At 74.9% G+C, this 24,225-nt stretch carries 21 protein-coding genes and 1 riboswitch; of the genes, 13 read left to right on the top strand and 8 right to left on the bottom strand.

Annotated elements, in window-relative coordinates; translation table 11 throughout:
- Positions 1 to 227: 227 nt before the first annotated feature.
- Entirely contained in the window at positions 228 to 1,214 is a 987-nt protein-coding gene (locus ACZ5NJ_RS25040) for a hydroxyacid dehydrogenase (protein ID WP_468767445.1), read from the top strand.
- Here ACZ5NJ_RS25040 and ACZ5NJ_RS25035 read toward each other — a convergent pair.
- Together ACZ5NJ_RS25035 and ACZ5NJ_RS25030 are read right to left on the bottom strand one after the other, a co-directional pair.
- Positions 1,202 to 2,002, bottom strand: a complete 801-nt coding sequence (locus ACZ5NJ_RS25035) for a sugar phosphate isomerase/epimerase family protein (RefSeq protein ID WP_468767429.1) — start codon at positions 2,000 to 2,002, stop codon at positions 1,202 to 1,204. The two genes, ACZ5NJ_RS25040 and ACZ5NJ_RS25035, sit on opposite strands and share 13 nt — an antisense overlap.
- On the bottom strand, positions 1,999 to 3,075 hold the full coding sequence (locus ACZ5NJ_RS25030) for a LacI family DNA-binding transcriptional regulator (RefSeq protein ID WP_468767428.1): 1,077 nt from the start codon (positions 3,073 to 3,075) through the stop codon (positions 1,999 to 2,001). Before ACZ5NJ_RS25030 ends, ACZ5NJ_RS25035 begins: the two co-directional genes overlap by 4 nt.
- Positions 3,076 to 3,282: 207 nt before the next feature.
- On the opposite strand from ACZ5NJ_RS25030, the gene ACZ5NJ_RS25025 reads away from it, so the two are divergent.
- The 7 genes from ACZ5NJ_RS25025 (at position 3,283) to ACZ5NJ_RS24995 (ending at position 9,661) form a co-directional block, all read left to right on the top strand.
- Entirely contained in the window at positions 3,283 to 4,434 is a 1,152-nt protein-coding gene (locus ACZ5NJ_RS25025; RefSeq protein ID WP_468767427.1) for a Gfo/Idh/MocA family protein, read from the top strand.
- On the top strand, positions 4,431 to 5,591 hold the full coding sequence (locus tag ACZ5NJ_RS25020; protein ID WP_468767426.1) for a DUF993 family protein: 1,161 nt from the start codon (positions 4,431 to 4,433) through the stop codon (positions 5,589 to 5,591). The genes ACZ5NJ_RS25025 and ACZ5NJ_RS25020 overlap by 4 nt, the downstream gene beginning before the upstream one ends.
- On the top strand, positions 5,588 to 6,427 hold the full coding sequence (locus ACZ5NJ_RS25015; RefSeq protein ID WP_468767425.1) for a sugar phosphate isomerase/epimerase family protein: 840 nt from the start codon (positions 5,588 to 5,590) through the stop codon (positions 6,425 to 6,427). Before ACZ5NJ_RS25020 ends, ACZ5NJ_RS25015 begins: the two co-directional genes overlap by 4 nt.
- A gap of 101 nt (positions 6,428 to 6,528) precedes the next feature.
- Complete coding sequence (locus tag ACZ5NJ_RS25010; protein WP_468767424.1) at positions 6,529 to 8,142, top strand: N,N-dimethylformamidase beta subunit family domain-containing protein; 1,614 nt, start codon at positions 6,529 to 6,531, stop codon at positions 8,140 to 8,142.
- A gap of 135 nt (positions 8,143 to 8,277) precedes the next feature.
- Positions 8,278 to 8,658: a VOC family protein gene (locus tag ACZ5NJ_RS25005; RefSeq protein ID WP_468767423.1), complete on the top strand. Its 381-nt coding sequence runs from the start codon at positions 8,278 to 8,280 to the stop codon at positions 8,656 to 8,658.
- 158 nt (positions 8,659 to 8,816) lie between these two features.
- On the top strand, positions 8,817 to 9,233 hold the full coding sequence (locus ACZ5NJ_RS25000) for an SRPBCC family protein (RefSeq protein WP_468767422.1): 417 nt from the start codon (positions 8,817 to 8,819) through the stop codon (positions 9,231 to 9,233).
- On the top strand, positions 9,233 to 9,661 hold the full coding sequence (locus ACZ5NJ_RS24995; RefSeq protein ID WP_468767421.1) for a MarR family winged helix-turn-helix transcriptional regulator: 429 nt from the start codon (positions 9,233 to 9,235) through the stop codon (positions 9,659 to 9,661). The genes ACZ5NJ_RS25000 and ACZ5NJ_RS24995 overlap by 1 nt, the downstream gene beginning before the upstream one ends.
- On the opposite strand, the gene ACZ5NJ_RS24990 is transcribed toward ACZ5NJ_RS24995, so the two are convergent.
- The 3 genes from ACZ5NJ_RS24990 to ACZ5NJ_RS24980 are packed head-to-tail and all read right to left on the bottom strand — an operon-like array spanning position 9,633 to position 12,498.
- Positions 9,633 to 10,484, bottom strand: a complete 852-nt coding sequence (locus tag ACZ5NJ_RS24990) for an ABC transporter ATP-binding protein (protein WP_468767420.1) — start codon at positions 10,482 to 10,484, stop codon at positions 9,633 to 9,635. The two genes, ACZ5NJ_RS24995 and ACZ5NJ_RS24990, sit on opposite strands and share 29 nt — an antisense overlap.
- Complete coding sequence (locus ACZ5NJ_RS24985) at positions 10,481 to 11,503, bottom strand: FecCD family ABC transporter permease (protein WP_468767419.1); 1,023 nt, start codon at positions 11,501 to 11,503, stop codon at positions 10,481 to 10,483. The genes ACZ5NJ_RS24990 and ACZ5NJ_RS24985 overlap by 4 nt, the downstream gene beginning before the upstream one ends.
- Positions 11,500 to 12,498, bottom strand: a complete 999-nt coding sequence (locus ACZ5NJ_RS24980) for an ABC transporter substrate-binding protein (RefSeq protein ID WP_468767418.1) — start codon at positions 12,496 to 12,498, stop codon at positions 11,500 to 11,502. The genes ACZ5NJ_RS24985 and ACZ5NJ_RS24980 overlap by 4 nt, the downstream gene beginning before the upstream one ends.
- Positions 12,499 to 12,533: 35 nt before the next feature.
- Positions 12,534 to 12,675, bottom strand: a riboswitch (cobalamin riboswitch).
- Between the two features lie 96 nt (positions 12,676 to 12,771).
- Here ACZ5NJ_RS24980 and ACZ5NJ_RS24975 point away from each other — a divergent pair.
- Complete coding sequence (locus ACZ5NJ_RS24975) at positions 12,772 to 13,281, top strand: DUF4352 domain-containing protein (RefSeq protein WP_468767417.1); 510 nt, start codon at positions 12,772 to 12,774, stop codon at positions 13,279 to 13,281.
- A gap of 104 nt (positions 13,282 to 13,385) precedes the next feature.
- A complete protein-coding gene (locus ACZ5NJ_RS24970; RefSeq protein WP_468767416.1) occupies positions 13,386 to 15,041 on the top strand; it encodes a GMC oxidoreductase in 1,656 nt (551 codons plus the stop codon).
- A gap of 61 nt (positions 15,042 to 15,102) precedes the next feature.
- On the opposite strand, the gene ACZ5NJ_RS24965 is transcribed toward ACZ5NJ_RS24970, so the two are convergent.
- Both ACZ5NJ_RS24965 and ACZ5NJ_RS24960 read right to left on the bottom strand, forming a co-directional pair.
- Complete coding sequence (locus tag ACZ5NJ_RS24965) at positions 15,103 to 15,582, bottom strand: carboxymuconolactone decarboxylase family protein (RefSeq protein WP_468767415.1); 480 nt, start codon at positions 15,580 to 15,582, stop codon at positions 15,103 to 15,105.
- A complete protein-coding gene (locus ACZ5NJ_RS24960) occupies positions 15,579 to 16,661 on the bottom strand; it encodes an NAD(P)H-dependent amine dehydrogenase family protein (protein WP_468767414.1) in 1,083 nt (360 codons plus the stop codon). The genes ACZ5NJ_RS24965 and ACZ5NJ_RS24960 overlap by 4 nt, the downstream gene beginning before the upstream one ends.
- Positions 16,662 to 16,796: 135 nt before the next feature.
- Between ACZ5NJ_RS24960 and ACZ5NJ_RS24955 the strand changes: the two genes are divergently transcribed.
- Entirely contained in the window at positions 16,797 to 18,059 is a 1,263-nt protein-coding gene (locus ACZ5NJ_RS24955) for a serpin family protein (protein ID WP_468767413.1), read from the top strand.
- Here the strand turns inward: ACZ5NJ_RS24955 and ACZ5NJ_RS24950 are convergent.
- Complete coding sequence (locus ACZ5NJ_RS24950; RefSeq protein ID WP_468767412.1) at positions 17,968 to 19,776, bottom strand: PfkB family carbohydrate kinase; 1,809 nt, start codon at positions 19,774 to 19,776, stop codon at positions 17,968 to 17,970. The two genes, ACZ5NJ_RS24955 and ACZ5NJ_RS24950, sit on opposite strands and share 92 nt — an antisense overlap.
- Before the next feature lie 209 nt (positions 19,777 to 19,985).
- Between ACZ5NJ_RS24950 and ACZ5NJ_RS24945 the strand changes: the two genes are divergently transcribed.
- On the top strand, positions 19,986 to 21,650 hold the full coding sequence (locus ACZ5NJ_RS24945) for a sigma-70 family RNA polymerase sigma factor (RefSeq protein ID WP_468767411.1): 1,665 nt from the start codon (positions 19,986 to 19,988) through the stop codon (positions 21,648 to 21,650).
- Positions 21,651 to 21,745: 95 nt separating this feature from the next.
- A complete protein-coding gene (locus ACZ5NJ_RS24940; protein ID WP_468767410.1) occupies positions 21,746 to 24,190 on the top strand; it encodes a helicase associated domain-containing protein in 2,445 nt (814 codons plus the stop codon).
- Positions 24,191 to 24,225 lie beyond the last annotated feature (35 nt).

The raw sequence follows: 24,225 nt of genomic DNA, 5'->3' as shown, positions 1-24,225 counted from the left end.
CGCCACCGTCTTCCGGGCCCGTGGTGGGCCGGAGGGTGAACCGGGGTCCCGGTCACGTGTCGCCGCTCGCCGGCGGGCCGGACTCTGTGAACATCGTGCCGTCCACCGTGCTGCCGTATCGAGAGCCGTCGGCTCCAGAGGCCTCCTTCGGGCGGCCGGGTTGCACCGCAGGAGGCGCCCGCGTGACCAGATCCACCGCCCAGGCCCGGCCCGCCACGGTGCTCGCCATGAGTCCGGACACCCGGGCGGCCGTCCTCGGCGACCGGGCCCTGGCCGCACTGGTCCGGGTCGCCGACGTGGACACCGACCTGCTGCTCACCGACTTCGCCGGGGGCGACCCGGTCCTCGGCGCCCGGCTCGCCCGCGCCGAGGTGCTGTTCACCGGCTGGGGCTGCCCGGTGCTGGACGCGGACGCCCTGCACCGGATGCCCCGGCTGCGTGCCGTCGTACACGCCGCCGGGAGCGTCAAGCGCCATGTCACCGAGGCCTGCTGGGAACGCGGTCTGCTGGTCTCCAGCGCGGCCGCCGCCAACGCCCTCCCCGTCGCCGAGTACACGCTGGCCGCGATCCTGTTCGCCAACAAGCGGGTCCTGGAGGCCGCCCACGCCTACCGGGCCGCACGCGGGCCCGTCGACCCGCTGCGCCGCTATCCGGCGGTGGGCAACTACCGGCGGACCGTCGGACTCGTCGGCGCCTCCCTGGTCGGCCGGCGCGTGCTGGAGCTGCTTCGGCCGTTCGACCTGCGGGTTCTCGTACACGACCCGTACGCCGACCCCGCCGAGCTCGCCTCCCTCGGCGGCGAGCCCTGCGGCCTGGACGAACTGCTGGGCCGCAGCCACGTGGTGAGCCTGCACGCCCCGGAGCTCCCCGGGACCCGTCGCCTGCTCGACGCCCCCCGGCTGGCCCTGATGCCGGACGGCGCCACGCTGGTCAACACGGCGCGCGGTTCCCTGGTCGACACGGCGGCGCTGACGCGGGAGCTGGTCGCCGGGCGGCTGCACGCCGTGCTCGACCACACCGAGCCGGAGGTGCTGCCCGCCGGCTCCCCGCTGTACGACCTGCCGAACGTCCTGCTCACCCCCCATGTGGCGGGTTCACTGGGCGGAGAGCTGGACCGGCTGGCGGCCACGGCGATCGAGGAGCTGGAGCGCTACGCACGGGGCGTCGGCTTCCGGTACCCGGTGGATCCGGGCCGCCTGGCCTACTCGGCCTGATCGCCATGGACCACCAGCCCTTCCAGGTGTTCGCGCCCCCGCCGGAGCCGGGGGCCCGCCAGCTCGGCCGCCTCGGGGTACCAGCGTTTCTCGTACTCCCAGCACAGCCACCCGTCGGCCGGTGTCCCGGCCACCGCCCCGGCGAGGGGCAGCACTCCCGCGCCCAGCCCGACGGGCGTGAGGTCGTCTGCCGATGCCACGTCCTTGACCTGGACGTAGCCCAGGTGCGGGCCCAGGAGCCGTCTCGACTCGGCGGGCCGTTCACCGCCCAGCCAGGTGTGCAGTACGTCCCACAGGGCGCCCGCCGCCGGGTGGCCGACGGCGTCGAGCACCCGGGCGGCGGCCGCGGCCGTACGGTGCGAGTCGTGCGTCTCCAGCAGGATCCGCACCCCGTTGCGCTGCGCGTCGGGGGCGGCTTCGCGCAGGCGGCGCACCGCGTTGGCGTCGGCTTCCGCCCCGGGCAGGCCGCTCCCGCCGGGGAAGACCCGGACGTACGGGGCTTCGAGGTCGGCGGCGAGCCGGACCAGGGACCGGAGCTCGTCGAGGACGGGCCCGTCGGGACCGGGCGCCGCGACCCTGGTGTAGCCCGCGACGCCGAGGACGCCGACCCCCGCCCGGGTGACGGCTCTGAGCCCGGCGGCCCGGTCCCCGGGCGGGCTTCCCGGATGCAGGGGTTCCTCGGGGTGGGCGCGCAGTTCGAGGCCGTCGTAGCCGTGGCCGGCGGCCAGCGCCGCGCTGCGGGCGAGCGGTGTGCCCGGCAGGCCGAGGGTGGAGACGGCGAACCTCATGGCGACCTCCTCGCGGCCGGGGGCGGTGCGGTGGAGCCGCGCACCATGAGTTCGGTGGGCAGGGTGGTGATGCCTCCCGGGGGCAGGGCCCGGCGGCCCGTCACCAGCTGGGCGGCGAGGACGCCCGCCTCGCGCAGCGGCACCCGGACGGTGGTGAGGGCGGGGGCGGTGTCCTGGCTGAACGGCAGGTCGTCGAAGCCGGCGACCGAGACGTCTTCGGGTATGCGCAGCCCCGCCTCGCGCAGTGCGGCGGCGACACCCGCGGCGGCCGTGTCGTTGGCCGCGGCGACTGCCGTGAAGGGCTCTCCCCTGCGCAGCAGTTCGCGGGTGGCGTCATAGCCGGCGGAGCGCTCGGAACCGGCGTGGACGGTGAGCGCGGCGCAGGCTTCGGGCAGGGCCGGGTCGTGCCGCCGCAGGGCCTCCCGGTGTCCGGCGAGGCGCTCACGGGTGGTGCTCAGCCCGGGCGGGCCGGCGATGTGGGCGATCCGCCGGTGACCGAGCCCCAGGAGGTGTTCGGCGAGGCGGAAGGCGCCCCCTCGTTCGTCGAACACGACGGTGGCGACGGGCAGTGCGGCGGGTACCGGAACGGGCGGGCGCCCGCACAGCACGACCCTGGTGCCGGAGGCGGCCATGCGGGCGATCCGGGCGGCGAGTGCGGCGGTGTGCTCCGGGTCCTCCACGGCCGCGCCGGCGAGGACGACGCCTCCGGCGCGCTGGCCTTCGAGCAGGGCGAGGTAGGCGCTCTCGGCCGCGGGTGCGCCCTGGGTGTTGCAGACGACGGCCAGGCGCCGCGCCTCCCGCTCTCTGGCGGGGTCGAGGGCCCCCTGGAGGGAGCCGGTGAGGACGCCGAAGTAGGCGTCGGCGATGTCGTGCACCAGGATTCCCACGAGCTCGGAGGCGGCGCCCGCGAGTGCGCGGGCGGAGGCGTTGGCGACGTAGCCGAGTTCCTCCACGGCCCGCTCGACCCGGGTCCGGGTGCCGCCGGCCACCGGATATCCGCCGTTCAGTACGCGCGAGACCGTGGCGGGCGATACCCCCGCGCGGACCGCGACCTCCGCGAGCGTCACTGCCATCGAGATCCCCTCCCCCTGTGGCCCGCCGTGCCGCGGGCCGTCGTCCGATCTGGCGTCCGGTCCCCATGATGCCTGATGCAGAAAGCGCTTTCTATCACCCGAACGGGTAATTGAATGACGTGGATCGAGAGGCCTAGCCTGATCGACAGAAAGCGCTTCCCATCGCTTTTCGCAGACGCTGCCACCAGGACCGGAGGGGAAGCCATCATGGAACGCAGGACGATCAGGATCGCGATGAACGGCGTGACCGGGCGGATGGGCTACCGCCAGCATCTGGTCCGGTCCGTCCTCGCCCTGCGCGAGCAGGGCGGGCTGGACCTGGGCGACGGCACGGTGGTGTGGCCGGAGCCGGTGCTGGTGGGGCGCCGCGAGGCGGCCCTGCGGACCATCGCCGAACGGCACGGCCTGGAGCACGTCAGCACCGACCTGACGGCCGTCCTGGCCGATCCGGAGGTGGAGGTCTACTTCGACGCCCAGGTGACCGGCGCCCGCGAGGGGGCCCTGCGGCGGGCGGTGGCGGCCGGAAAGCACGTCTACTGCGAGAAGCCGACCGCGCTGGACTTCCCGTCCGCCCTGGCCCTGGCCCGGCAGGCGGCGGCCGCGGGGGTCAAGCACGGCGTGGTGCAGGACAAGCTGTTCCTGCCGGGCCTGCTGAAGCTGAGGCGGCTGACCGAGAGCGGGTTCTTCGGCGAGGTGCTGTCCATCCGCGGGGAGTTCGGCTACTGGGTCTTCGAAGGGGACCGGCAGCCGGCCCAGCGCCCCTCCTGGAACTACCGGGCACAGGACGGCGGTGGCATCGTCGCCGACATGTTCCCGCACTGGGACTACCTGCTGCACGAGCTGTTCGGCCCCGTCCGCAGCGTGCAGGCCCTGACCCGCACCCACGTCGGCCGCCGGTGGGACGAGGAGGGCACACCCTACGAGGCGACGGCGGAGGACGCCGCGTACGGGATCTTCGAGCTGGAGGGCGGCGCCGTCGCCCAGATCAACTCCTCCTGGACGGTCCGGGTGCACCGCGACGAGCTGGTGGAGTTCCAGGTGGACGGGACACACGGCTCGGCCGTCGCGGGCCTGCGCAACTGCCGGATCCAGCACCGTGCGAGCACGCCGAGACCGGTGTGGGATCCGGACGTGCCGTCGGCCGACCCGTTCCGCGCCCAGTGGCAGGAGGTACCCTACGACGGGCCGGTGGCCAACGGCTTCAAGGCCCAGTGGGAGCTCTTCCTGCGCCATGTCGTCCGGGACGAGCCCTGGCGGTGGGACCTCCTCGCGGGGGCCCGGGGCGTACAGCTCGCCTCCCTCGGCCTGCGCTCCTGCGCCGAGGGTCGGCGGCTTCCCGTGCCGGAGGTGACCCTGTGAAGGCGATCCGGCTTCCCTGCGCGGACGGGGGCTTCCGCGTGCACCGGCCCTCGGACTCGCCGCTCGCACCGTTCGGCTGCGGACCGGCCCGCAGCCGCACCTTCTACGCCGCCGCCCATGTGGCCGCGGCCCCGGCCGCCGGACCGGGCGTGAGCGGGCCGGTGGTCGACTGGGAGGCCACCCTGGGCTTCCGGCACCGCCTGTGGGAGTGGGGGCTCGGCGTCGCCGAGGCCATGGACACGGCGCAGCGGGGCGCGGGCCTGGGCTGGCCGGACGCGGCGGAGCTGATCCGCCGGTCGGCCCGGGAGGCCCGGACGGTGGGCGGCCGGCTCGTCTGCGGCGCGGGCACCGACCAGCTGGCTCCGGACCGGGTGCACTCACTGGCGGCGATCACCGCCGCGTACGAGGAACAGCTGGCCCACGTCGAGGACTGCGGGGCGGGAGCGGTGCTGATGGCCTCGCGCCGGCTGGCCTCGGCGGCCCGTGGGCCCGAGGACTACCGGGAGGTGTACGGAACGCTGCTGCGCCAGAGCGCACGGCCCGTGGTGCTGCACTGGCTGGGTCCGGTCTTCGACCCCGAGCTCGCCGGGTACTGGGGCCACGACGACCTGGACGAGGCCGCCGACGTCCTGGTGAAGATCGTCGACGAGCATCCGCGGAAGGTGGACGGCGTCAAGGTCTCGCTGCTGGACGCGGACCGGGAGGAGGACCTCAGACGGCGCCTGCCGGCGGGCGTACGGTGCTACACGGGCGACGACCTCCACTATCCGGAGCTGATCGCCGGGGACGGGGAGCTGGCCAGCGACGCCCTGCTGGGGATCTTCGATCCGATCGCCCCGCTGGCGGCGCGGGCGGCCCTCGCCCTCGACCGGGAGGATCCCGGCGGTTTCCGGGCCCTGCTGGACCCGACGGTCGCCCTGGCGCGGCACCTGTTCGCGCCGCCGACCCCGCTGTACAAGACGGGTGTGGTCCTGCTGGCCTGGCTGGCGGGGTACCAGGAGCACTTCACCCTGCTGGCCGGGCTGGAGTCGGCCCGCTCGCTCCCGCATCTGGCGCGGGCCTACGCACTGGCCGACCTGCTGGGCCTGTTCCCCGACCCGGAACGCGCCGCGGACCGGATGGGCCGGCTCCTCGCGGATCGGGGGGTGGAGGCGTGAACCGGGCGGCGGCTCCGGCGCGGTTCAGCCTGAACCAGGAGACGGTGCGGCAGTGGTCGGTGCCCGAGCTGGTGGACGGGTGCGGGGCCGCCGGAGTGGGGGCGGTGGGGCTGTGGCGGGAGCCGGTGCGCGGGTTCGGGGTGCGGGAGACGGCTCGGCTGGTCGCCGCCGCAGGGCTGCGGGTCAGTTCGCTGTGCCGGGGCGGGTTCTTCACCGCCGCCGACCGGGCGGGCCGGGCGGCCGCCCTGGAGGACAACCGGCGGGCGGTCGAGGAGGCGGCGGAGCTGGGTGCGGACGTCCTGGTCCTGGTCTCGGGCGGACTGGCGGCCGGCGAGCGGGACCTGGCGGAGGCCCGGCGGCGGATCACCGGGCTCCTGGGGGACCTGGCGCCGTGGGCCGCCGGCCACGGGGTGCGCCTGGGCATCGAGCCGCTGCATCCGATGTTCGCGGCGGACCGCTGCGTGGTGTCCACGCTGGGGCAGGCCCTGGACATCGCCGAACAGTTCCCGGTGGAGCAGGTCGGGGTGGTGGCCGACTCCTACCACCTGTGGTGGGACGAACGGCTGGCCGCCGATCTCGGCCGGGCCGGTGCGGGCGGGCGGATCACGGCCGTGCAGCTGGCCGACTGGGTGACCCCGCTTCCCGAGGGCGTGCTTCTGGGCCGGGGACAGCTCGGCGACGGGTGCGTCGACCTGCGGGCCTTCCGGGAGCTGGCCGACGGGGCCGGCTACCGGGGGCCGGTGGAGGTGGAGATCTTCCATCCGGGCCTGTGGGCACGGGACGGCAGCGAGGTACTGGGGGAGGTGATCGCCCGCTACCGGGAGCACGTCGAATGACCCGGACCGCGGGAGCGGCAGGGATCGGAGCGGGGAACATGCGGGGACGGACCGCCGGTGGTGGTGGAGCGAGGGGGCGGGGGGTGACGTAGCGTGCCCTCATGGATCAGGAGCACATACCCGGGGGCGCCGGGGGCGCGGGCAGGCGGCGGTTCCTCGCCCTCGCGACGGGCGCGGCCACCGCCGCGGGGCTGGGCTCGGTCGCCGGCTGCGCGGGCGGCGGGCCCGGCGAGAGCGGGGCGGCGCTGAAGGGGAAGGCTGCGGGCAAGGAGTCGCCGGCGGCGCCCGGCGACCGGGCCGGCTTCGACGTGAAGGCCGAGAACGCCCGGCCCGGCAACGCCGACTGGCGGGTGGTCAAGGCCGGCCCGGCGCGTGCGATCGAGGGCTTCACGGACCGGGTCAGCGTGCTCCCCGGGGAGTCGTTCGGGCTGCACGTGTCCACCACCGCGCCGCGGTTCACGGTCTCCGCGTACCGGATGGGCTGGTACGGCGGGGCGCGCGCCCGGCTGGTGTGGCGCTCCGAGGCGCTGCCCGGGGTCCGCCAGCCCGAGCACACGGTGGACGCCGCCACCCGTATGGTGCGCACCCGGTGGCCGCGTACCGCCACGGTGGACACCAAGGGCTGGCCGGAGGGCTGCTACCTGCTGCGGCTCGACGCGCAGGGCGGGGAGGGGCAGCGGTTCGCGCCGCTGACCGTCCGCTCGGCGGCCGCGGCGGGCCGGACGGTGGTCGTCAACGCCGTGGCGACCTGGCAGGCGTACAACCGGTGGGGCGGCTATGGCAGCTACGACGGCCCGAGCGGCGGCTACGCCTCGCGTTCGCTGTCCGTGACCTTCGACCGGCCGTACGAGTACGACGACGGGGCGGGTCTGTTCCTGGTCTACGAGGCTCCGCTGGTCGCGCTCGCCGAGCGGCTCGGGATACCCCTCGCGTACGCCACGACCACCGACGTGGCACGTGAGCGGCACCTGCTGGAGGGGGCGGCGGCGGTGCTGTCCCTCGGCCACGACGAGTACTGGTCCCCGGAGCAGCGCGCGCACGTCACGGCGGCGCGGGACGCGGGCAGCAACATCGCGGTACTGGGGGCGAACTGCTGCTTCCGCCGGATCCGGCTGGAGCCCTCCGAGCTGGGCCCGGACCGTACGGTGGTCTGCTACAAGTCCTCCTACGACCAGGACCCCGGCTTCAAGCGGGGGCATCCGGCGACGGTCGACTTCCGCTCGCCGCCGGGGGCCGACCCGGAGAGCTCGCTGCTCGGGGTGATCTACGACGGCTATCCGGTGGACGCCCCGTACGTGGTGACGAACCCGGGCCACTGGCTGTTCGAGGGGACGGGCGTGAAGGCCGGCGACAGCTTCGCGCACCTGGTCGGGGTGGAGTACGACAAGGTGAACACGGGGTTCCCGACGCCGCGTCCGATCGAGATTCTGGCCCACTCCCCCGTGGTCTGCGAGGGCCGGCCGAGTCACCAGGACACGGCGTACCACACGGTGCCGAGCGGGGCCGGGGTCTTCGCGACCGGCACGATGCGCTGGGTCGAGGCGCTCGACGCGACCGGTGACGGGCGCAGCGGAGCCCATCACGGCCTGGACGCCCGTGCCGGTGCGCTGACCACCCGGGTGACGGAGAACCTGCTGCGCGTGTTCGCCGCCGGCCCGGCCGGCCGGACGCACCCGGCGCAGGACAACGTCAAGGCGGTGTACGGGGGTTCGTGAGGCCTCCGGGCACCCGAATTCCGGTGGACCGGGCACGGCCGGGGTGCCTAGGATCAGGGCGACGGCATCGCGTGCCGGTCACCGACCGGGTGAGGCATGGAGGTGCCGTGACATGCCTTGTGGAGGCATTCACACATGTCCGTGCAGTTGAACCACACGATCGTCCACTCCCGTGACAACCGGGAGTCCGCCACGTTCCTGGCACACATCCTCGGTCTCGAAGTCGGCCCGGAGTGGGGCCCGTTCATCCCGGTGGAGACCGGCAACGGGGTGACCCTGGACTTCGCCACCATCCCGTTCGAGTCCATCACCCCGCAGCACTACGCGTTCCTCATCTCGGAGGAGGAGTTCGACTCCGCCTTCGAGAAGATCCGGGCGGGCGGCATCGAGTACTTCGCCGATCCGCACCGCAAGCACCCGGGCGAGATCAACCACAACGACGGCGGGCGCGGGGTCTACTTCCTCGACCCCGCCGGCCATGCCATGGAGATCATCACCCGCCCGTACGGCGGCTGATGAGCAACCGAGGGGCCCGCCGCGCACCGTGCGGCGGGCCCTTCGCGCACCCTCCCCCTCCCCCGGGCACCCCCGGCGGCGCGGAACCCTGGACAGATAGTCTGCACACAGATAATCTGCGAGCAGATGAACAACCCGGCGACAGAGGAGAACGCGTCATGTGGACGTACGAGCACAGCATCGAGACCGGCGCCGACCCCTCGGCGATCTGGCGCCTCTGGGCCGACGTCGAGAACTGGGGTGACTGGAATCCCGGCATCGAGCGCATCGAGATCGACGGCCCCTTCGCCGCCGGAGCCCGCATCACGATGACGCCGCCCGGCGAGGACCCGGTACCGCTGGTCGTCGCCGAGGCCGTCGAGGACGCGCTCTTCGTCGACGAGGCCCGGTTCGGCGGGCTGCTCCTGCGGACGGTCCACCGGATCGACCCCACCCCCGACGGCCCGGTCCGCATCACCTACCGGATGGAGATCACCGGCGACGGAGCGGACGAGGCCGGCGCCGAGATCGGCCCGGGCATCACCGCCGACTGGCCCGAGACCATGGCCGCGCTGGCGGAGTCGGCGGCGCGCTGATGGCCCTCAGCCCCGGCGAGAGCCCCGGCTTCCTCCTCTGGCACGCCACCCTGCGCTGGCAGCGGGAGGTCTCGGCGGCACTGACCCCGCTCGGCCTCACCCACGTCCAGTTCGTCCTGCTGGCCTGTGCCTGGTGGCTCAACGGCCAGGGCGAGCACCCCAACCAGCTGGCCCTGGCGCGCCAGGCCGGCACGGACGTCAAGATGACCTCCCAGGTGCTGCGCGCCTTGGAACAGAAGGGGCTCGTCGAGCGCGAGGTCGACCCGGCCGACACCCGCGCCAAGCGGCTGCGCGTCACCGCCGCCGGGGCCGAGCTGGCACCCCGCGCCGTGGCCGCCGTCGAGGAGGCCGACGCGCGGTTCTTCCGCACGGTCCCCCTCGACGACGCGGTCCCCCTGCTCAGGCGGCTGGCCCAGCCGGAGGCCTGACGGCCGGCAGCCCTCCGCCGGCCGCCGGGTCCCCGCCGGCGGGCCGGTCCGGGAGGTACACGATGTTCGCAGCGCCCGTCGCGGGATGGACGGCGACATGGGCGCGGACCCCGTAGACCTCCGCCAGCAGTTGCTCCGTGAGCACGTCCCGCGGCGCCCCCTGCGCCACCACCCGGCCGCCGGACAGCACGTACAGCCGGTCGCAGAAGGACGCGGCCAGGTTGAGGTCGTGCAGCACGAGCAGGCTCGTCACGGGAAGCCGCCGGACCAGGCCCAGGACCTCCAGCTGACAGCGGATGTCCAGGTGGTTCGTCGGCTCGTCCAGCGCCAGCAGCCCGGGCTCCTGCACGAGGGCGCGGGCGACGAGCGCACGCTGGCGCTCACCGCCCGAGAGCCCGTCGAAGCGGCGCCCGGCGAAGGCGGAGGCGCCGACGCCTTCCAAGGCGTCGGCGACGCGCCGGCGGTCGTCCGGACCGTCCTGCTCCCAGAACCGCTTGTGCGGGCTGCGGCCCATGGACACGACCTCGCGGACCGTCAGCCCGAAGGTGCCCGCCGCGTCCTGCGGGACCACCGCCACCCGCCGGGCGCGCTCCTTGACGCCCAGCGCGGCGGCATCGGCCCCGTCGAGCAGCACCCGGCCTGCGGTGGGCTGCAGGGTGCCGTAGACGCAGCGCAGCAGGGTCGTCTTGCCGCTGCCGTTCGGCCCGACGACCCCGACCGTCTCGCCCGGCCGGGCGGCGAGGCCGACGCCGTCCAGCAGCGTGCGCCCGTCGACCGCGTAACGCAGGGCCTCGACCGCGAGTTCCGCCGGACGGCCCGTCATCCGGCCACCCCCTCGCTCCGGGTGGACCTGCGCAGCATCCACAGGAAGAACGGGCCGCCCACCAGCGCGGTGACCACCCCGACGGGTATCTCCTCGGGCGCGGCCGCCGTGCGGGCCAGCAGGTCGGCCAGGGTCAGGAACACCGCCCCGGCGAGCGCGCAGACGGGCAGCAGCGCCCGGTGCCCGGCCCCCACCACCATGCGGGCGGCGTGCGGAACCATCAGCCCGACAAAACCGATCGCCCCGCTGTAGGCCACGAGCACCCCGATCACGAGGGAGGCGAGGACGAAGACGGCGGCCCGGAAGCGGCCGGTGTCCAGGCCGAGGGTCCGCGCCCCCTCCTCCCCGGCGAGCAGCAGGTCCAGCGGGCGTGCGAGGGCGACGAGCAGAGCGGTTCCGGCCAGCAGCGCGGCGGCCGGCAGGGCGAGTTCGTGCCAGCGGGCCCCGCCCAGGCCGCCGAGGGTCCAGAACAGCACGGACCGCATCTGGTCCGGATGGGCGGCCAGCACGAGCACCAGGCTGGTCAGAGCGGACAGCACGTACTGCACGGCCACCCCGGCCAGGATCAGCCGGCCCGTGGTCATGGTGCCGCCGCGCCGGGCCAGCGCGTAGACGGCGACGAGCGCGGCGAGGGAGCCGGCGAAGGCGGCCAGCGGGAGCCCGACGGCGCCGCCCGCCCCCACGCCCAGCACGATGACCAGCACGGCCCCCGCCGAGGCGCCCGAGGAGGCCCCCAGCAGGAAGGGGTCCGCGAGCGCGTTGCGGACGAGGGCCTGGAGCACGGCGCCCGCGACCGCGAGGCCGGCGCCGACCACGGCCCCGAGCAGCACCCGCGGCATCCGGACGTCCCACACGATGGAAGCGAAGGCTCCGCGACGCCCGGGCCCGCCCGACAGGGCGTCGAGCACCTGTCCGGGACCGATGCGCACGGGCCCCAGCGCCAGCCCCGCCACCGCCGAGCCCGCCAGCGCGGCCGCCAGCAGCACCAGTACGGCCGCGGTGCGACGGCGGCCGGTCACGCGGCGTCGGGGTGCAACTGGCGGCCCAGGGACTCCACGGCGTCGGCGACGCGCACGCCGAGGACGGCCGAGGAGAGCGGGAGCACGACGAACCGCCGGTTCTTCACCGCGGGAACCTCCGCCAGTGCCGGATCGTTCAACAGGCGCTGCTTCTTGGTCTCCACGGTGGTGCCGCCGTAGTCGTAGATGAGGACGACCTCGGGCCCGCGCTCGATGACCTTCTCCCACGACACGTCGCCGAAGGTGGCGTCGAGGTCGGCGAAGACGTTCGTCCCCCCGGCGAGGGAGACGATCTCGTTGCCGATGCCGTTGCCCCCGGAGGTGAAGGCGGAGCCCTCGCCCGAGTCGTAGACGAAGACGGCCGGGCGGGCCCGGTCCTTGACCCGCGCGGTGACGGCGTCGATCCGGCGCTGCTCCTCCTCGATCAGGGCCGTGCCGCGCTCGGGCACGCCGAAGGTCCGGGCGACCTCGGTGATCTCGGTCTTCAGCTGCGCGAGCCCGACCCGGCCCGGGGTGCAGTACTCGACGCTGAGCCGGGAGCCGATGCCGGACGCGGCCAGCCCCTCCCGGTCGCGGCCCTGCCCCTTGTCGAAGGCGCTGGAGTAGCCGCCGTACACGAAGTCCGGGTCGGCGCCGAGGAGGACCTCCTTCGAGGGGTACTCCTTCGCGAGGACCTTGATGCCCGCGTAGGCGCTCCGGTAGGCCGGGAGGACGGAGTCGTCGAGGTACGCCGTGCCCGCCATCCGGTCCTGCAGGCCGAGGGCGAGCAGCATCTCGGTGGCGTGCTGGTTCATGGTGACGGCGCGTCGGGGCGGGGCCTGGTAGGTGGTGGCGACACCGCAGTTGGTGACGGTGTACGGGAACCCGGGCGCCGCGTGCGCGCCGGGAGCGGACCCTCCCGCCCCGGACGGACCGGCGCACGCGGTCAGGGTCGTCAGTGTCGTCAGGAGCGCGAGCGCGGGGAGCGGGCGCAGGGCTGCGCGGAAACGCGGCATGGTGAGGCCTCTCCGGGGGATCCTCGTCCCCGGTCGAAGTGAAGAGGCGGCGCGTCAGTGTCTGACTCCCGGGGCCCCGTGCAAGGGGCCGCCGGTCACAGTGGCGGGACCGCACCGGATTCGCACCGGTTTCCTGTCCTGCACCGCCCGGGACAATGCGGCCAAGTCTGCCAGATGCGGTGTTTGCCCCATGAAGGCCCTCGAACGCCGCCGGTGGCGGGACCGGCCCGTACGGAGGATCGTGGGCGGCGAGGGGGGTGGAGGAGGTCGGTCATGCGTCACGGCAGCCACACGGGCCACGCGGGTCCGGGGCGCGCGGCCAAGGCCGCCCGTCTCCTCCTGGCTCCCCTCCTCGCGGCGCTGCTGCTCGGCGCGGGCACCGGCGGCTCCGGCGAGACCGTCTCCCTCGACGGTGACCGGCCCGGGGAGCGCCTCGACGTCACCCTCACCCGGGTCGTCGACCCCGCGGGCCCGGCGCCGGCGCCCGGGGCCGACCGGCTGGTCGCCGTGGAGCTGCGCCTGGAGAACACGGGGACCGTGCCGTACGAGGACTCCCCCGCCCCGTCCGCGCACCTCCTGGACACCACAGGGCGGCGGTTCACCGGTCTCGGGGATGCCACGGACGCGGGCCCGGCCCTTCCCGACACCCTCACCCTCGCCCCGGGCCGGTCGGCCGCGGGCTACGTCGTCTTCCGGCTGCCGCGGGAAGCCCGCCCGGCGGCGGTGCAGTTCGCACTGGACTCCGGGCTCGGAGACGACGTCGCGCACTGGAGCCTGTCCTGAGGCCCTGCGGAAACCGGCCGGAAATTATCTCGACGCATCTAGTGACTTAGCAGGCACTCGACAGTAGAACTTGTTCCCACTCCATCGAGAGTGAGGAACGCCACATGAGTGACAAGTCCCTGCACAGCAAGGTGTCCAAGGGTGTCTCCCGGCGCGGATTCATCGCTGGAACCGGTTCTCTTCTGGGAGCCATGGCGCTTTCCGTCAACACCAGCGCCGCCCGCGCGAATCCCGCCACCGGCTCCACCGTCGCGCACGCCCCCCTCGCGTCCGGGACCCGTGTCCCGGCCCTCGTCATCGGCACCGGTTACGGCGGCTCGGTCGCCGCGTTGCGGCTCGCCCAGGCCGGCGTCGACGTCCACATGGTCGAGATGGGCATGGCCTGGGACACCCCGGGCACCGACGGCAAGATCTTCGCCAACACCACCAAGCCCGACTACCGCTCCTTCTGGCTGCGCACCCGCACGAAGGCGCCGCTGAGCAACTTCCTCGGCTTCCCCATCGACAAGGACGTCCCGAAGTACACGGGCATCCTCGACGCCGAGGAGATGGGCGGGATCATCGTCTACCAGGGCCGCGGCGTCGGCGGCGGCTCGCTCGTCAACGGCGGTATGGCGGTGACCCCCAAGCGGCAGAACTTCGCCGCGATCCTCCCCACGGTGGACCCCGACGAGATGTACTCCACCTACTACCCCCGGGCCAACGCCGGCCTCGGGGTGGGCCTCGTCGACCCCGACTGGTTCGAGACGGTGGACTGCTACCAGTTCGCCCGCGTGGGCCGCAGGCACGCCCAGCGCTCCGGCTTCCCCTTCGTCTTCGTGCCCGACGTCTACGACTGGGACTACATGAAGCAGGAGGTGGCCGGAACCGTCCCCAAGTCCGCCGTGGACGGGGAGATCCTCTACGGCAACAACGCCGGCAAGAAGTCCCTCCAGAAGACCTACCTCGCCACCGCGCGGGCGACCGGCAAGGTGGCCATCTCCCCCCTGCACCGCGTCACCACCGTCTCCCCCTCGGACGGTGGCGGCTACACGGTCGCCATGGAGGAGCTGAACACCTCCGGCGACGTGGTCGCCGTCAAGAGCGTCACCGCCGACCGGGTGTTCTTCGCCGCCGGCAGCGTCGGCACCAGCAAGCTGCTGGTCCGGCTGAAGGCCACCGGGGCGCTGCCGCTGCTCAACGACGAGATCGGCAAGGGCTGGGGCGACAACGGCAACGTCATGTGCGGCCGGGCGAACCACCTGTGGGACCCGACGGGCAAGGTGCAGGCGTCCATCCCCTGCGGGGGCATCGACAACTGGGACGCGGGCGGCGCCTTCGCCGAGGTGGCCCCGCTTCCGACCGGCATCGAGACCTACGCCTCCTTCTACCTCTCCATCACCAAGAACCCCAACCGCGCCCAGTTCACCTGGAACGCGGCGACGGGCAAGGTCGAGCTGAACTGGCAGACCGCCTGGAAGCAGCCGTCGATCGACATGGCGAAGACCATCTTCGACAAGATCAACGCGAAGGAGGGGACGATCTACCGCAGCGACCTCTTCGGCACCAACAAGGTCTGGGGCGACCACCTCACGTACCACCCGCTCGGCGGCGCGGTGCTGGGCAAGGCCACCGACAACTACGGCCGGCTGCACGGCCACCCGGGCCTGTACGTCATCGACGGGGCGCTGATCCCCGGCAACACCAGCGTCAACCCGTTCGTGACGATCACGGCTCTGGCCGAGCGGAACATAGAGAAGATCATCGCCACGGACCTCTGAGGGCGGACGGTCACCGGGGCCGGCCGGACGCAGCGCGCGCCCGGGCCGGCCCCGGCACCGTTCAGCTCCCCGGCAGCACACAGACGCTGTCGAGGCCCAGGACGTGGTTGAGGCGGCCGAAGGCGAGCCACGAGCCGATGCTCATGCTCAGCTCCACGATCTCCACCTGCGTGTAGTGCGCGGTCATCCGCTCCCAGAACTCCTCGTCGAGGTGGTGGTGGTCCAGGGCGTAGCGCTCGGCGTATTCGGCGGCGAGACGGGTGCGGTCGTCGAAGGCCTCGGTGGTGCGCCACTCGGTGACCGCGTCGGCGAAGTCCTCCTCGACCTTCTCCCCGTCCCGGTCGGTGCGCCAGTCCAGGCAGAAGACACATCCGTTGATCTGCGCGATGCGCAGCCGGGCGGCCTCGAACTCGCGCAGGCCCAGGGTGGTGTGGGCGTACACCGACAGGGAGAAGTTGGCGGCGGCCATGCCGATGCCGGGGACCAGGTCGCCCCACACGTACTCGATGGGGTGCCGACCGTCCGGGACGTCGATCCTCATGGCTGTTTCCTTCCCAGTTTGCCGACTGCGGGGCGCAGCGGGACGTCGAGGGCGTCGTAGAGCCCGGGTTCCGCCTCCACCAGCCAGTCGATGGCGCCGACCAGCCGGCCGACGGCGGTGGCGTTGCCGCCCGCCGAGCGGTTCCCGCCCTCGTCGGTGGCCTCGACGGTGACCTCGATGCGCGGGCTTCCCTCGATGACGACCCGGTGGGCGCCGGCTCCGCCGTCGGGCGGGGAGGGCCAGTCGGGGGCGCAGGAGGCGTGGATGCGGGTGACGTGTTCGATGACGATGCGGGGCTCGCCTGCGACGATGCCCTGGACCTCGAAGCGGATGGCGCCCTGGGTGCCGGCCTCGAACTCGCCCATGGTGGGGGTGGTGACGGTGGCGTCGAGGGCGCGCCGGTCGGAGGTCTCGCGGATGTCGTCGAGTTCGACGCCGAGGGCGCGGGCCATCATGCGGATCTGGCCGCCCCACACCATGGTCGGCACCGAGGGCATGAGCATCATCGGCTCCTGGTCCATGGGCCGGCCCATACCGACCAGGTCGCGGACGGAGTCCGGCTGGTCGTAGGTGGAGTAGTCGAAGATCTCCTGGCAGCGGATCGCGTCCACGGTGGTGCCCAGTCCGCTGAGCAGGAGCGGCAGCACGTCGTTGCCCCAGCCGGGGTCGACGCCGGAGGCGAAGAGCGAGCCGCCGCCCTCCGCTATCGCGGCGAGGACCGGGTCGCGGAACTCCGGCGGGGCGCTGCGGTGGTCGTAGAGGGGGTAGAGGGCCGGGCTGACGACGGCCGCGCCCGCCGCGATGGCGCGGGTGATGTCGGCGAGGGCGTCGTCGGGGCGGACGTCGCCGGAGGCCGCGTAGACGACGGCGGCGGGGCGGGCGGCGAGGACCGCTGCGATGTCGTCGGTCGCGGCCACCCCCAGCCGGCGGTCGAGCCCGGCGAGTTCGCCCGCGTCGCGGCCGACCTTGGCGGGGTTGTGGACGATCACTGCCGTGAGTGCGAGCGCCGGGTGGGCCTCGACGGCGCGGATCGCCGCGCGGCCTACGTTGCCCGTGCCCCAGACCACCGTGGGAATCATGCGCGGAGGGTAGCGACGGGGCGTGGAGGAACCCAGGGGCGCGGAGGATGTTTTTCGGACCGGTCCGGATCCGGAACTCCGGGTGCGGAGAAAGGATTCGGCAGAGGCCCTGCCCGCCCCGTAGCCTCGCCCGGCATGAGCATGAGGAACTCGACGGTACGGGCGGTCAACCGGCTGACGGCGCGCTGGGCCGCGGCCCACGGCGGTGACGCCGGTACGGTCTTCACGGCGGCCGGGGTCTGGCCGCTGCTCGCCCCGCTCGCGGACGGGGCGGCGGGCCCGGCCCGGGCGGAGCTGGCGGAAGCCCTGGGCCTGCCGGCCGACCGGGCCGCGGAGGCCGCGCGGGAGCTGCTGGCCGCGCTGGACGGCGTACGGGGGCTGCGGGCGGCGACGGGCCTGTGGACCCGGGCGGACCTGCCGCTGGAGGCGGCCTGGCTGGACCGGCTCGCGCCGGGGGGCCACGCCACCCTGAGCGGCAGCGCGGAGGCCGATCACCAGGCGCTGGACGCGTGGGCCGACCGGGAGACCGGCGGGCTGGTCAAGCGGATGCCGGTCCCGCTGGCGGAGGGGCCGGACGGGACGCGGCTGGTGCTGGCTTCGGCCCTGGCGCTGAGGACGAGGTGGGTCCAGCCGTTCAGGGAGGCGCGCGGCGGGGCGGACGCGGGCCCCTGGGCCGGACGCGTCCTGCGGATGCTCCACCGCAGCACGGCCCTGCCGGACCGGGCCGGGGTGGCCGAGGGGCCGGCCGGGGCGGTGACCCTGTTGGAGGTGGTCGGGGACACGGGGGTGGACGTCCACCTCGTGCTGGGGGAGCCCGGCGCCGGGCCCGGCGCCGTCCTCACCACCGGGATCGAGGCCGTCACCCGTGCCCGGCCCGTCACCCCCGCGAGCCTGCTCCCGGAGGGCCGCCCCGGGCCCGGACTGACCGTCGCCACCGTGCTCGCCCTGTCGCCCGGGCCCCGGCTCGTCGTCAGGACGCCCGCCTTCGAGGTGCGGGCCGAGCACGATCTGCTGGAGCGGGCCGGCCTGTTCGGCCTGGAGACGGCGTGCGACGACGGCCGCGGTCACTTCCCCGGCGTCAGCTCCGCACCCCTGGCCATCGGTTCGGCCCGGCAGTCGGCGATGGCGCGCTTCGAGGCGGAGGGCTTCGAGGCCGCCGCGGTGACGGCCGTCGCGATGGCACCGGGCAGCGCCATGCCGCCCCCGGTCCGCTACCGCGTCCGCCACACCGGCGTGGCCTTCGACCGCCCCTTCGGTTTCCTGGCCGTGCACCGCACCTCGCGGCTGGTCCTGGCGGCGGGCTGGGTCAGCGATCCGCTCGCGTACGAGGAGCCGCCGGAGAAGACCCTGGAGGAGAAGCTGCGGGAGGAGGAAGAGGACGGGGAGGAAGAGGAGTAGGCGGCGCCAGCGTGGCGGCCAGGGCCGCCGTCTCCGCGAAGGCGGGGACGCGGCCGGTGCCCCCGCGGCCCGACACCGACAGCGAGGCCGCCGCGACGCCGTGGGCCACCGCCTCCGGGAGCGGGTCGCCGAGGGCGAGCCGGGCGGTGGCGGTCCCGGTGAAGCAGTCCCCGGCGCCGGTCGCGTCGACGGGGTCCGGGTTGACGGGGACGGGGTGGTGGGCCGCCCGGGTGCCCTCGTCCAGGAGCAGCCGGTCCGCCCCGGCGGTGACGGCGACGGCGCGGGCGCCGAGGGCGCGGTAGCGGGCGGCCGCCGTGCGCGGGTCGGCGGTGTCGACCAGGGCGAGGGCGTCGGCGGGGCAGGAGGTCTTGAGCAGGCCGGTCAGCGGGGCCATCGCCGCCAGCAGGGAACGGGCCTCGTCCCGTCCGGTCAGCCGGGGGCGGAAGTTGGGGTCGTACGTGACGTGGCCCCCGGCCCCGTGGACCGTCCGGGCGGCGGCGAGCACCGCCGCGCGGCTGGAGGGGGAGAGCGCCCCGGCGATCCCGCCGGTGATCAGCGCCCCGGCGCCGGTCAGCAGGGGCCGCCAGGCCTCGACGTGGGCCGGGGAGAGGGTGGAGCCGGCGCTGCGCGTGCGCCAGTAGACGAACTCGCGCTCGCCGCCGGTGTCCGCGCTGAGCAGGTAGGCGCCGTTGGGGTGCGGGGCGCGGTGGACGTGGGAGACGTCCACGCCCAGGTCGGCGGCCCGGCGCAGCAGCGGGACGCTCAGCTCGTCCTCCCCGACGACCGCGAGCAGGGCGGTACGGGCGCCGGCCGCGGCCGCCGCGGCGGCGGCGTTGAGGGCGTCGCCGGAGTAGGAGATCCGGGCCGCGGTCCCGTCGGCGGCGGCGCGCAGCGGGGTCTCGGCGTGGATCTCGACGAGCACCTCGCCGAGCACGAGGACGTCGTACGACCCGCCGGCCGTCAACGCGGCCACGCCCAGCGCTCCCCGCCCGGCCCGGACGGTCCCGGGAGTGTCGCGGGCGGGTTTTCGGCCCGGGCGGGCGGGCGGTCGGGTGGGCGGGGCGCAGGCGCCGGCGGCGGCCGGGGTGGTCGTCAGGACGGAGGCGACCGGGGTGGTCCTCAGGGAGGTGAACAGGGCCGACAGTTCGGCCGGGTCGGCCGGGAGACCGCTGCCGATGCCGACCGCGGTCGCGCCCGCCGCGAGCCAGTCGCGGACCTCGCGGGGCGCGATGCCGCCCGTGGGGATCAGGACGGCGCCGGGGAGGACCGCCCGCAGGGAGCGCAGGAACGCCGGGCCGCCCACGTGCGCCGGGAAGACCTTCGCGGCACCCGAGCGCCGGACGGCGGCGGCGATCTCGCCGGGGGTGAAACCGCCCTCCAGGAAGGCCGCCCCGCGCCGTTCGGCGACCTCGCGCACCTCGGGGGCCGGGTACGGGGACACCAGGAAGCCCGCGCCCGCGTCGAGGGCCGCCTCGGCGTCGGCCGCGGTGGTGACGGTGCCCGTGCCGATCAGCGCCGGCCGGCCCAGCGCGTCGGACAGAGCGGCGGTGCGTGCCACGGCGCCGGCCCAGCCGGGTGTGGTGGTGGTCAGCTCCACGGCGCGGCAGCCCGCGGCGAGGAGGGCGACGGTGGCCCGGACCGCCCCGTCCGCGTCGCCGCTGCGCAGCACCGGGAGCAGGCGCTGGGCGGCCAGCACTTCGTACGGACGCAAGGACACGGGCGGCCCCTCCCGGGCGGTCCCCCCGGGGGGAACTCGGCATCGTGCACGGGAACTTATTGGTCCAGACCTTACAATCCCGGGCCCGGTCCGCGCCGGAGAATCCCCTTCGGATAAAAACTTCTTCCGATAAGTGTTATCGGGGTCCCCCTCGACGGTCTCCCAGTTGTCGGACATCATCGACCGCCGGTACGGACAGGGAAGTTCACATGAGTACACAGCACACGGCAGAGCTGGTGGCAGCGGCCCGCGCGGGCGATCCCCGCGCGCAGGACGAGCTGGTCGGTACCCACCTCCCGCTCGTCTACAACATCGTCGGCCGGGCCCTGAACGGTTCCGTCGACGTGGACGACGTGGTGCAGGACACCATGCTGCGGGCGCTCGACGGCCTGGGCACCCTGCGGGCGGACGAGAACTTCCGGTCCTGGCTGGTGGCGATCACGATGAACCGGATACGGGCGCACTGGCAGTCCCGCAGCGGCGCCCCGGACGCCGGCGGCCTGGACGCGGCCCAGGACATGGCCGATCCCGGCGCCGACTTCGCCGACCTGACGGTGGTCCGGCTCCAGCTGTCGGGGCAGCGCCGGGAGACGGCCCGCGCGACCCGCTGGCTGGAGCCCGACGACCGGGCGCTGCTGTCGCTGTGGTGGCTGGAGTGCGCCGGTGAGCTGACCCGCGCCGATGTGGCATCGGCGCTGGAACTGACCCCGCAGCACACGGCGGTGCGGGTGCAGCGGATGAAGGCGCAGCTGGAGTCGGCGCGGGTGGTGGAGCGGGCCCTGGAGGCGCAGCCGCCGTGCGAGCAGATCCGTGCGATGACGGGCACCTGGGACGGCCGGCCGTCGCCGCTGTGGCGCAAGCGCATAGCCCGGCACGCCCGCGAGTGCCTGCGCTGCTCCGGTCTGTGGAACGGTCTGATGCCGGCGGAGGGCCTGCTGGCCGGGCTGGCGCTGGTCCCGGTGGCGGCGGCGCTGACGGCGGGCGTGCGGGCCGCCGTGACCGCGAACACCGCCCCCGTGGCCTTCGCCGACGCGGCGACGCAGCTGAGCCCGGTGGTGTCCGGCCCGGGCCGGGCGGCCCGGCGCAAGGGCGGGGACACCGGTCCCGTCGACCCGTCCGGCAGCCGTGGGGCGCAGCGCAAGCGGCGCCAGAACCGCCGCCGCGCCATCGGCGGTGCGGTGATCGCCGCCTGCGTGGCGGGCGGCGGCCTGGTCTACCTGACGACCACCCCCGGCGAGCGGGGCGCCGAGGCGGGCGGCGCCCCCGCCTCGCCGCTGGCCGCGCTCTCCGCTCCCGACACGGCCTCGCCGCAGCCCTCGGGCTCCCCCTCCACCTCCCCTTCCGGTTCGGCCTCGCCCTCCCCTTCGGCCTCGGCCTCCGCTTCTGCCTCCCCGTCGCCGTCCACGAGTTCCAAGGCCGCGGACCCGGCGCCCACGCCGACCCGGAGCAGCGCGCCGAAGCCGGCGCCGCCCGCCCCCGCGCCCGCTCCGGCGGGGGTGGTCGGGCAGGTGATCGCCCTGGTCAACTCCGAGCGCGCCGCGGCCGGCTGCGGCCCGCTCAAGGAGGACGCGCAGCTGGACAGGGCCGCGCAGGGACACTCCGACGACATGGCGCGGCGGGGCTTCTTCGACCACACCAACCCCGACGGCGCGGACCCGGGCGACCGTACGACGGCCGCCGGCTACCGCTGGTCCACGTACGGGGAGAACATCGCCAGGGGGCAGCAGACCGCGCAGGACGTGATGGACTCCTGGATGAAGAGCCCGGGTCATCGGGCGAACATCCTCAACTGCTCCTTCAAGGACATCGGCGTGGGCATGCACCCGGGCGCCGGCGGGCCCTGGTGGACGCAGAACTTCGGGGCCCGCATGTGACGCGGCCCGCCGCGCGTCCTCCTCTTCGACTCAGAATCCGGGCAAGATAGGGACTGGAGACCGAAGAGCAGATCAGAGCGGGCGGGGTGAGGTGCGTGCCGAGGAAGGAGCTGCGGCCCCATCAGCGCGAGGCCGTCGACGCCGTCGTGCGCGCCCTCCAGCTGCCCGCCGGCGGCCTGGTGCCCCCGGGGGGCCTGCGGACCCAGGTGATCATGGCGACCGGGTCGGGGAAGTCCCTGGTCGCCGTGGGCTCCTCCGAGGAGCTGCGGGCCGGACGGGTGCTCGTCCTGGTGCCCTCCCTGGACCTGCTCGTGCAGACCGTCGCCGTCTGGCGGGAGGGCGGCCGCACCGGTCGGGCCCTGGCGGTGTGCTCGCTGCGCGGCGAGGACGTGGGGGTGCCGACCACCACGGATCCGCGCATCCTGGCCCGCTGGGGCGCGCTGCCGGTGGAACGGGTGACGGTGTTCGCCACGTACGCCTCGCTGGGCCTGGGCACCATCGAACGGGCGCACCTGGCGGGGCTGCCGCCCTGGGACCTGGTGGTGGTCGACGAGGCGCACCGGACCTCCGGGCGGATCGGCAAGCCCTGGGCGGTCGTGCACGACAACGCCCGGATCCCGTCCCTGCGCCGGCTGTACATGACGGCCACGCCCCGGGTGTGGCGCGACGGCGAGGACGTGGAGGAGGAAGAGGAGGGGGACGGCGGCCGCGAGCCCCGGGGGCGGGGTGAGCTGGTCGCGTCGATGGAGGACGATCCGCAGGGACCGTTCGGCTCCCGCTGCCACACCCTGTCGCTCTCCGAGGCCATCGACCGGGGCATCTGCGCCCCCTACCGGGTGGTGTGCGTGGACGTCAGCGACCCCGGGTTCCAGTCGGCGGTGCTGCTGGGGGCCGACGGCCGCTCGGACCGGGTGCGCGGGATGCGGCTCGCGGCGCTCCAGGCGGCGCTGGTGAAGGCGGCGGCGGACCAGGGCTTCCGGCGGACGCTGGTGTTCCACCACCTGACGAAGGAGGCCGAGGCGTTCGCCGCGGGCCTGCCCGCGGTCGCGGCCCGGCTGCGGACGGCGAGCCGGAGCCCGCAGCCGGCGTATCCGCGCACGGTGTGGGCGGACTGGCTGTGCGGGCAGCACACGGCGGCGCACCGGCGGCGGGTGCTGGAGGCGTTCGCCGCGGACCGGGTGGCGGACAAGGCGTTCCTGGGCAGCGTCCGGGTACTGGGCGAGGGGGTGGACACCAAGGAGTGCGACTCGGTCTTCTGGGCCGACGTCCGCGGTTCCATGCCGGACCTGGTGCAGGCGGTCGGCCGGGCGCTGCGGATCCGGCCGGGTGAGGGGAAGGTCGCCTCGCTGGTGGTGCCGGTGCTGCTGGGGCCGGGCGAGTCGCCGGAGTCGATGCTGACCTCGCGGGCGTACGGGGACCTCGCGCGACTGCTGGAGGCGCTGCGGGCGCACGACGCGCGGCTGGTGGAGGACCTGGCGCAGCCCCAGGCCCCGAGCGCGGCGGCAAAGGCCCCGGCGGCGGCCGCGACGCGGTCGGGTCCCGGCGCGGGGGCGCGGGCGCTGCTGAGCTTCTCCACGCCCCGCGACCCGGCGCTGCTGGCGGCGTTCATCCGGCTGCGGGTGCTCAACCCGGAGCACACGCGGTGGCGGCGGGGGGCGGAGGCGGCCCGGATCTACGCCGCGACGGCCGGGGACCTGAAGGTGCCGTTCGCGTACCGGGTGCCGGCGGACCGCGAGGAGTGGCCGGCCGCCCTGGCGGGCTTCCCGCTGGGCCAGTGGATCGCGGACGCGCGGCGCACGTACCGGCGGGGCGCGCTGGGCCGGGAACGGACGCGGGAGCTGGACGAACTCGGCATGGTGTGGAGCCATTTCGACGTGGCCTTCGAGGAGGGGCTCGCGGCGGCCCGCGCCTGGGCCGCGGAGCACGGCCATCTCCTGCCGCCGGTGGACGCCACCTGGCACGGCGTGCCGGTCGGGGTGTGGATGAAGAACAACCGGGCCGCCGCGCGCCGGGAGGGGCCGGGCGCGCTGCCGCAGGAGCGGCGGGAGGCGCTGGAGGAGATCGACCCGGCGTGGTGCCCGGCCTGGGACATCGGCTGGCAGCGGGGCTTCCTGCTGACCCGGGCGCATCTGGCGGCGGGCGGCGCGGTGCCGTCCGGGCCGGGGCGGGTGGTGGTGCAGGGCGAGGACCTGGGGGCGTGGGTACGGGCCCAGCGCCTCGGCTGGGACCGGCTGACCTGGGCGCAGCGGTGGCTGCTGGAACACGCGCTGGGGCTGGCCCCGGCGGCGGAGGAGGAGCGGCCGCCGCCGCGGCGCAGCCATGCCGACGCCTGGGCCGGACATCTGGAGGCGGCCCGGCAGTTCCACGCCCGCGAGGGGCACCTGAGGGTGCCGCGCACGCATGTGGAGCGGGTCGGCGGGCGGGAGCTGCGGCTGGGGTCGTGGATCGCCAACCAGCGCGCCCGGGCGGCGGGGCTGGCCCCGGAGCGGGCGGCCGCGCTGACGGCGCTGGGGATGCGCTGGCCGGCGTCGTCGGGCTGAGGGCCGCCCGTCTGCGGTGGGCGCGCCCTCAGTGG

It is taken from the genome of Streptomyces sp. NPDC032091, from assembly GCF_055580265.1.
This window is presented reverse-complemented; position numbering and strand designations above follow the sequence as displayed.

Coding starts and splice junctions, on each gene's coding strand:
- ACZ5NJ_RS25040 (WP_468767445.1), top strand. CDS start 228: ATGAGTCCGGACACCCGGGCGGCCGTCCTCGGCGACCGGGCCCTGGCC.
- ACZ5NJ_RS25035 (WP_468767429.1), bottom strand. CDS start 2,002: ATGAGGTTCGCCGTCTCCACCCTCGGCCTGCCGGGCACACCGCTCGCC.
- ACZ5NJ_RS25030 (WP_468767428.1), bottom strand. CDS start 3,075: ATGGCAGTGACGCTCGCGGAGGTCGCGGTCCGCGCGGGGGTATCGCCC.
- ACZ5NJ_RS25025 (WP_468767427.1), top strand. CDS start 3,283: ATGGAACGCAGGACGATCAGGATCGCGATGAACGGCGTGACCGGGCGG.
- ACZ5NJ_RS25010 (WP_468767424.1), top strand. CDS start 6,529: ATGGATCAGGAGCACATACCCGGGGGCGCCGGGGGCGCGGGCAGGCGG.
- ACZ5NJ_RS25005 (WP_468767423.1), top strand. CDS start 8,278: ATGTCCGTGCAGTTGAACCACACGATCGTCCACTCCCGTGACAACCGG.
- ACZ5NJ_RS25000 (WP_468767422.1), top strand. CDS start 8,817: ATGTGGACGTACGAGCACAGCATCGAGACCGGCGCCGACCCCTCGGCG.
- ACZ5NJ_RS24995 (WP_468767421.1), top strand. CDS start 9,233: ATGGCCCTCAGCCCCGGCGAGAGCCCCGGCTTCCTCCTCTGGCACGCC.
- ACZ5NJ_RS24990 (WP_468767420.1), bottom strand. CDS start 10,484: ATGACGGGCCGTCCGGCGGAACTCGCGGTCGAGGCCCTGCGTTACGCG.
- ACZ5NJ_RS24980 (WP_468767418.1), bottom strand. CDS start 12,498: ATGCCGCGTTTCCGCGCAGCCCTGCGCCCGCTCCCCGCGCTCGCGCTC.
- ACZ5NJ_RS24975 (WP_468767417.1), top strand. CDS start 12,772: ATGCGTCACGGCAGCCACACGGGCCACGCGGGTCCGGGGCGCGCGGCC.
- ACZ5NJ_RS24970 (WP_468767416.1), top strand. CDS start 13,386: ATGAGTGACAAGTCCCTGCACAGCAAGGTGTCCAAGGGTGTCTCCCGG.
- ACZ5NJ_RS24965 (WP_468767415.1), bottom strand. CDS start 15,582: ATGAGGATCGACGTCCCGGACGGTCGGCACCCCATCGAGTACGTGTGG.
- ACZ5NJ_RS24960 (WP_468767414.1), bottom strand. CDS start 16,661: ATGATTCCCACGGTGGTCTGGGGCACGGGCAACGTAGGCCGCGCGGCG.
- ACZ5NJ_RS24955 (WP_468767413.1), top strand. CDS start 16,797: ATGAGCATGAGGAACTCGACGGTACGGGCGGTCAACCGGCTGACGGCG.
- ACZ5NJ_RS24945 (WP_468767411.1), top strand. CDS start 19,986: ATGAGTACACAGCACACGGCAGAGCTGGTGGCAGCGGCCCGCGCGGGC.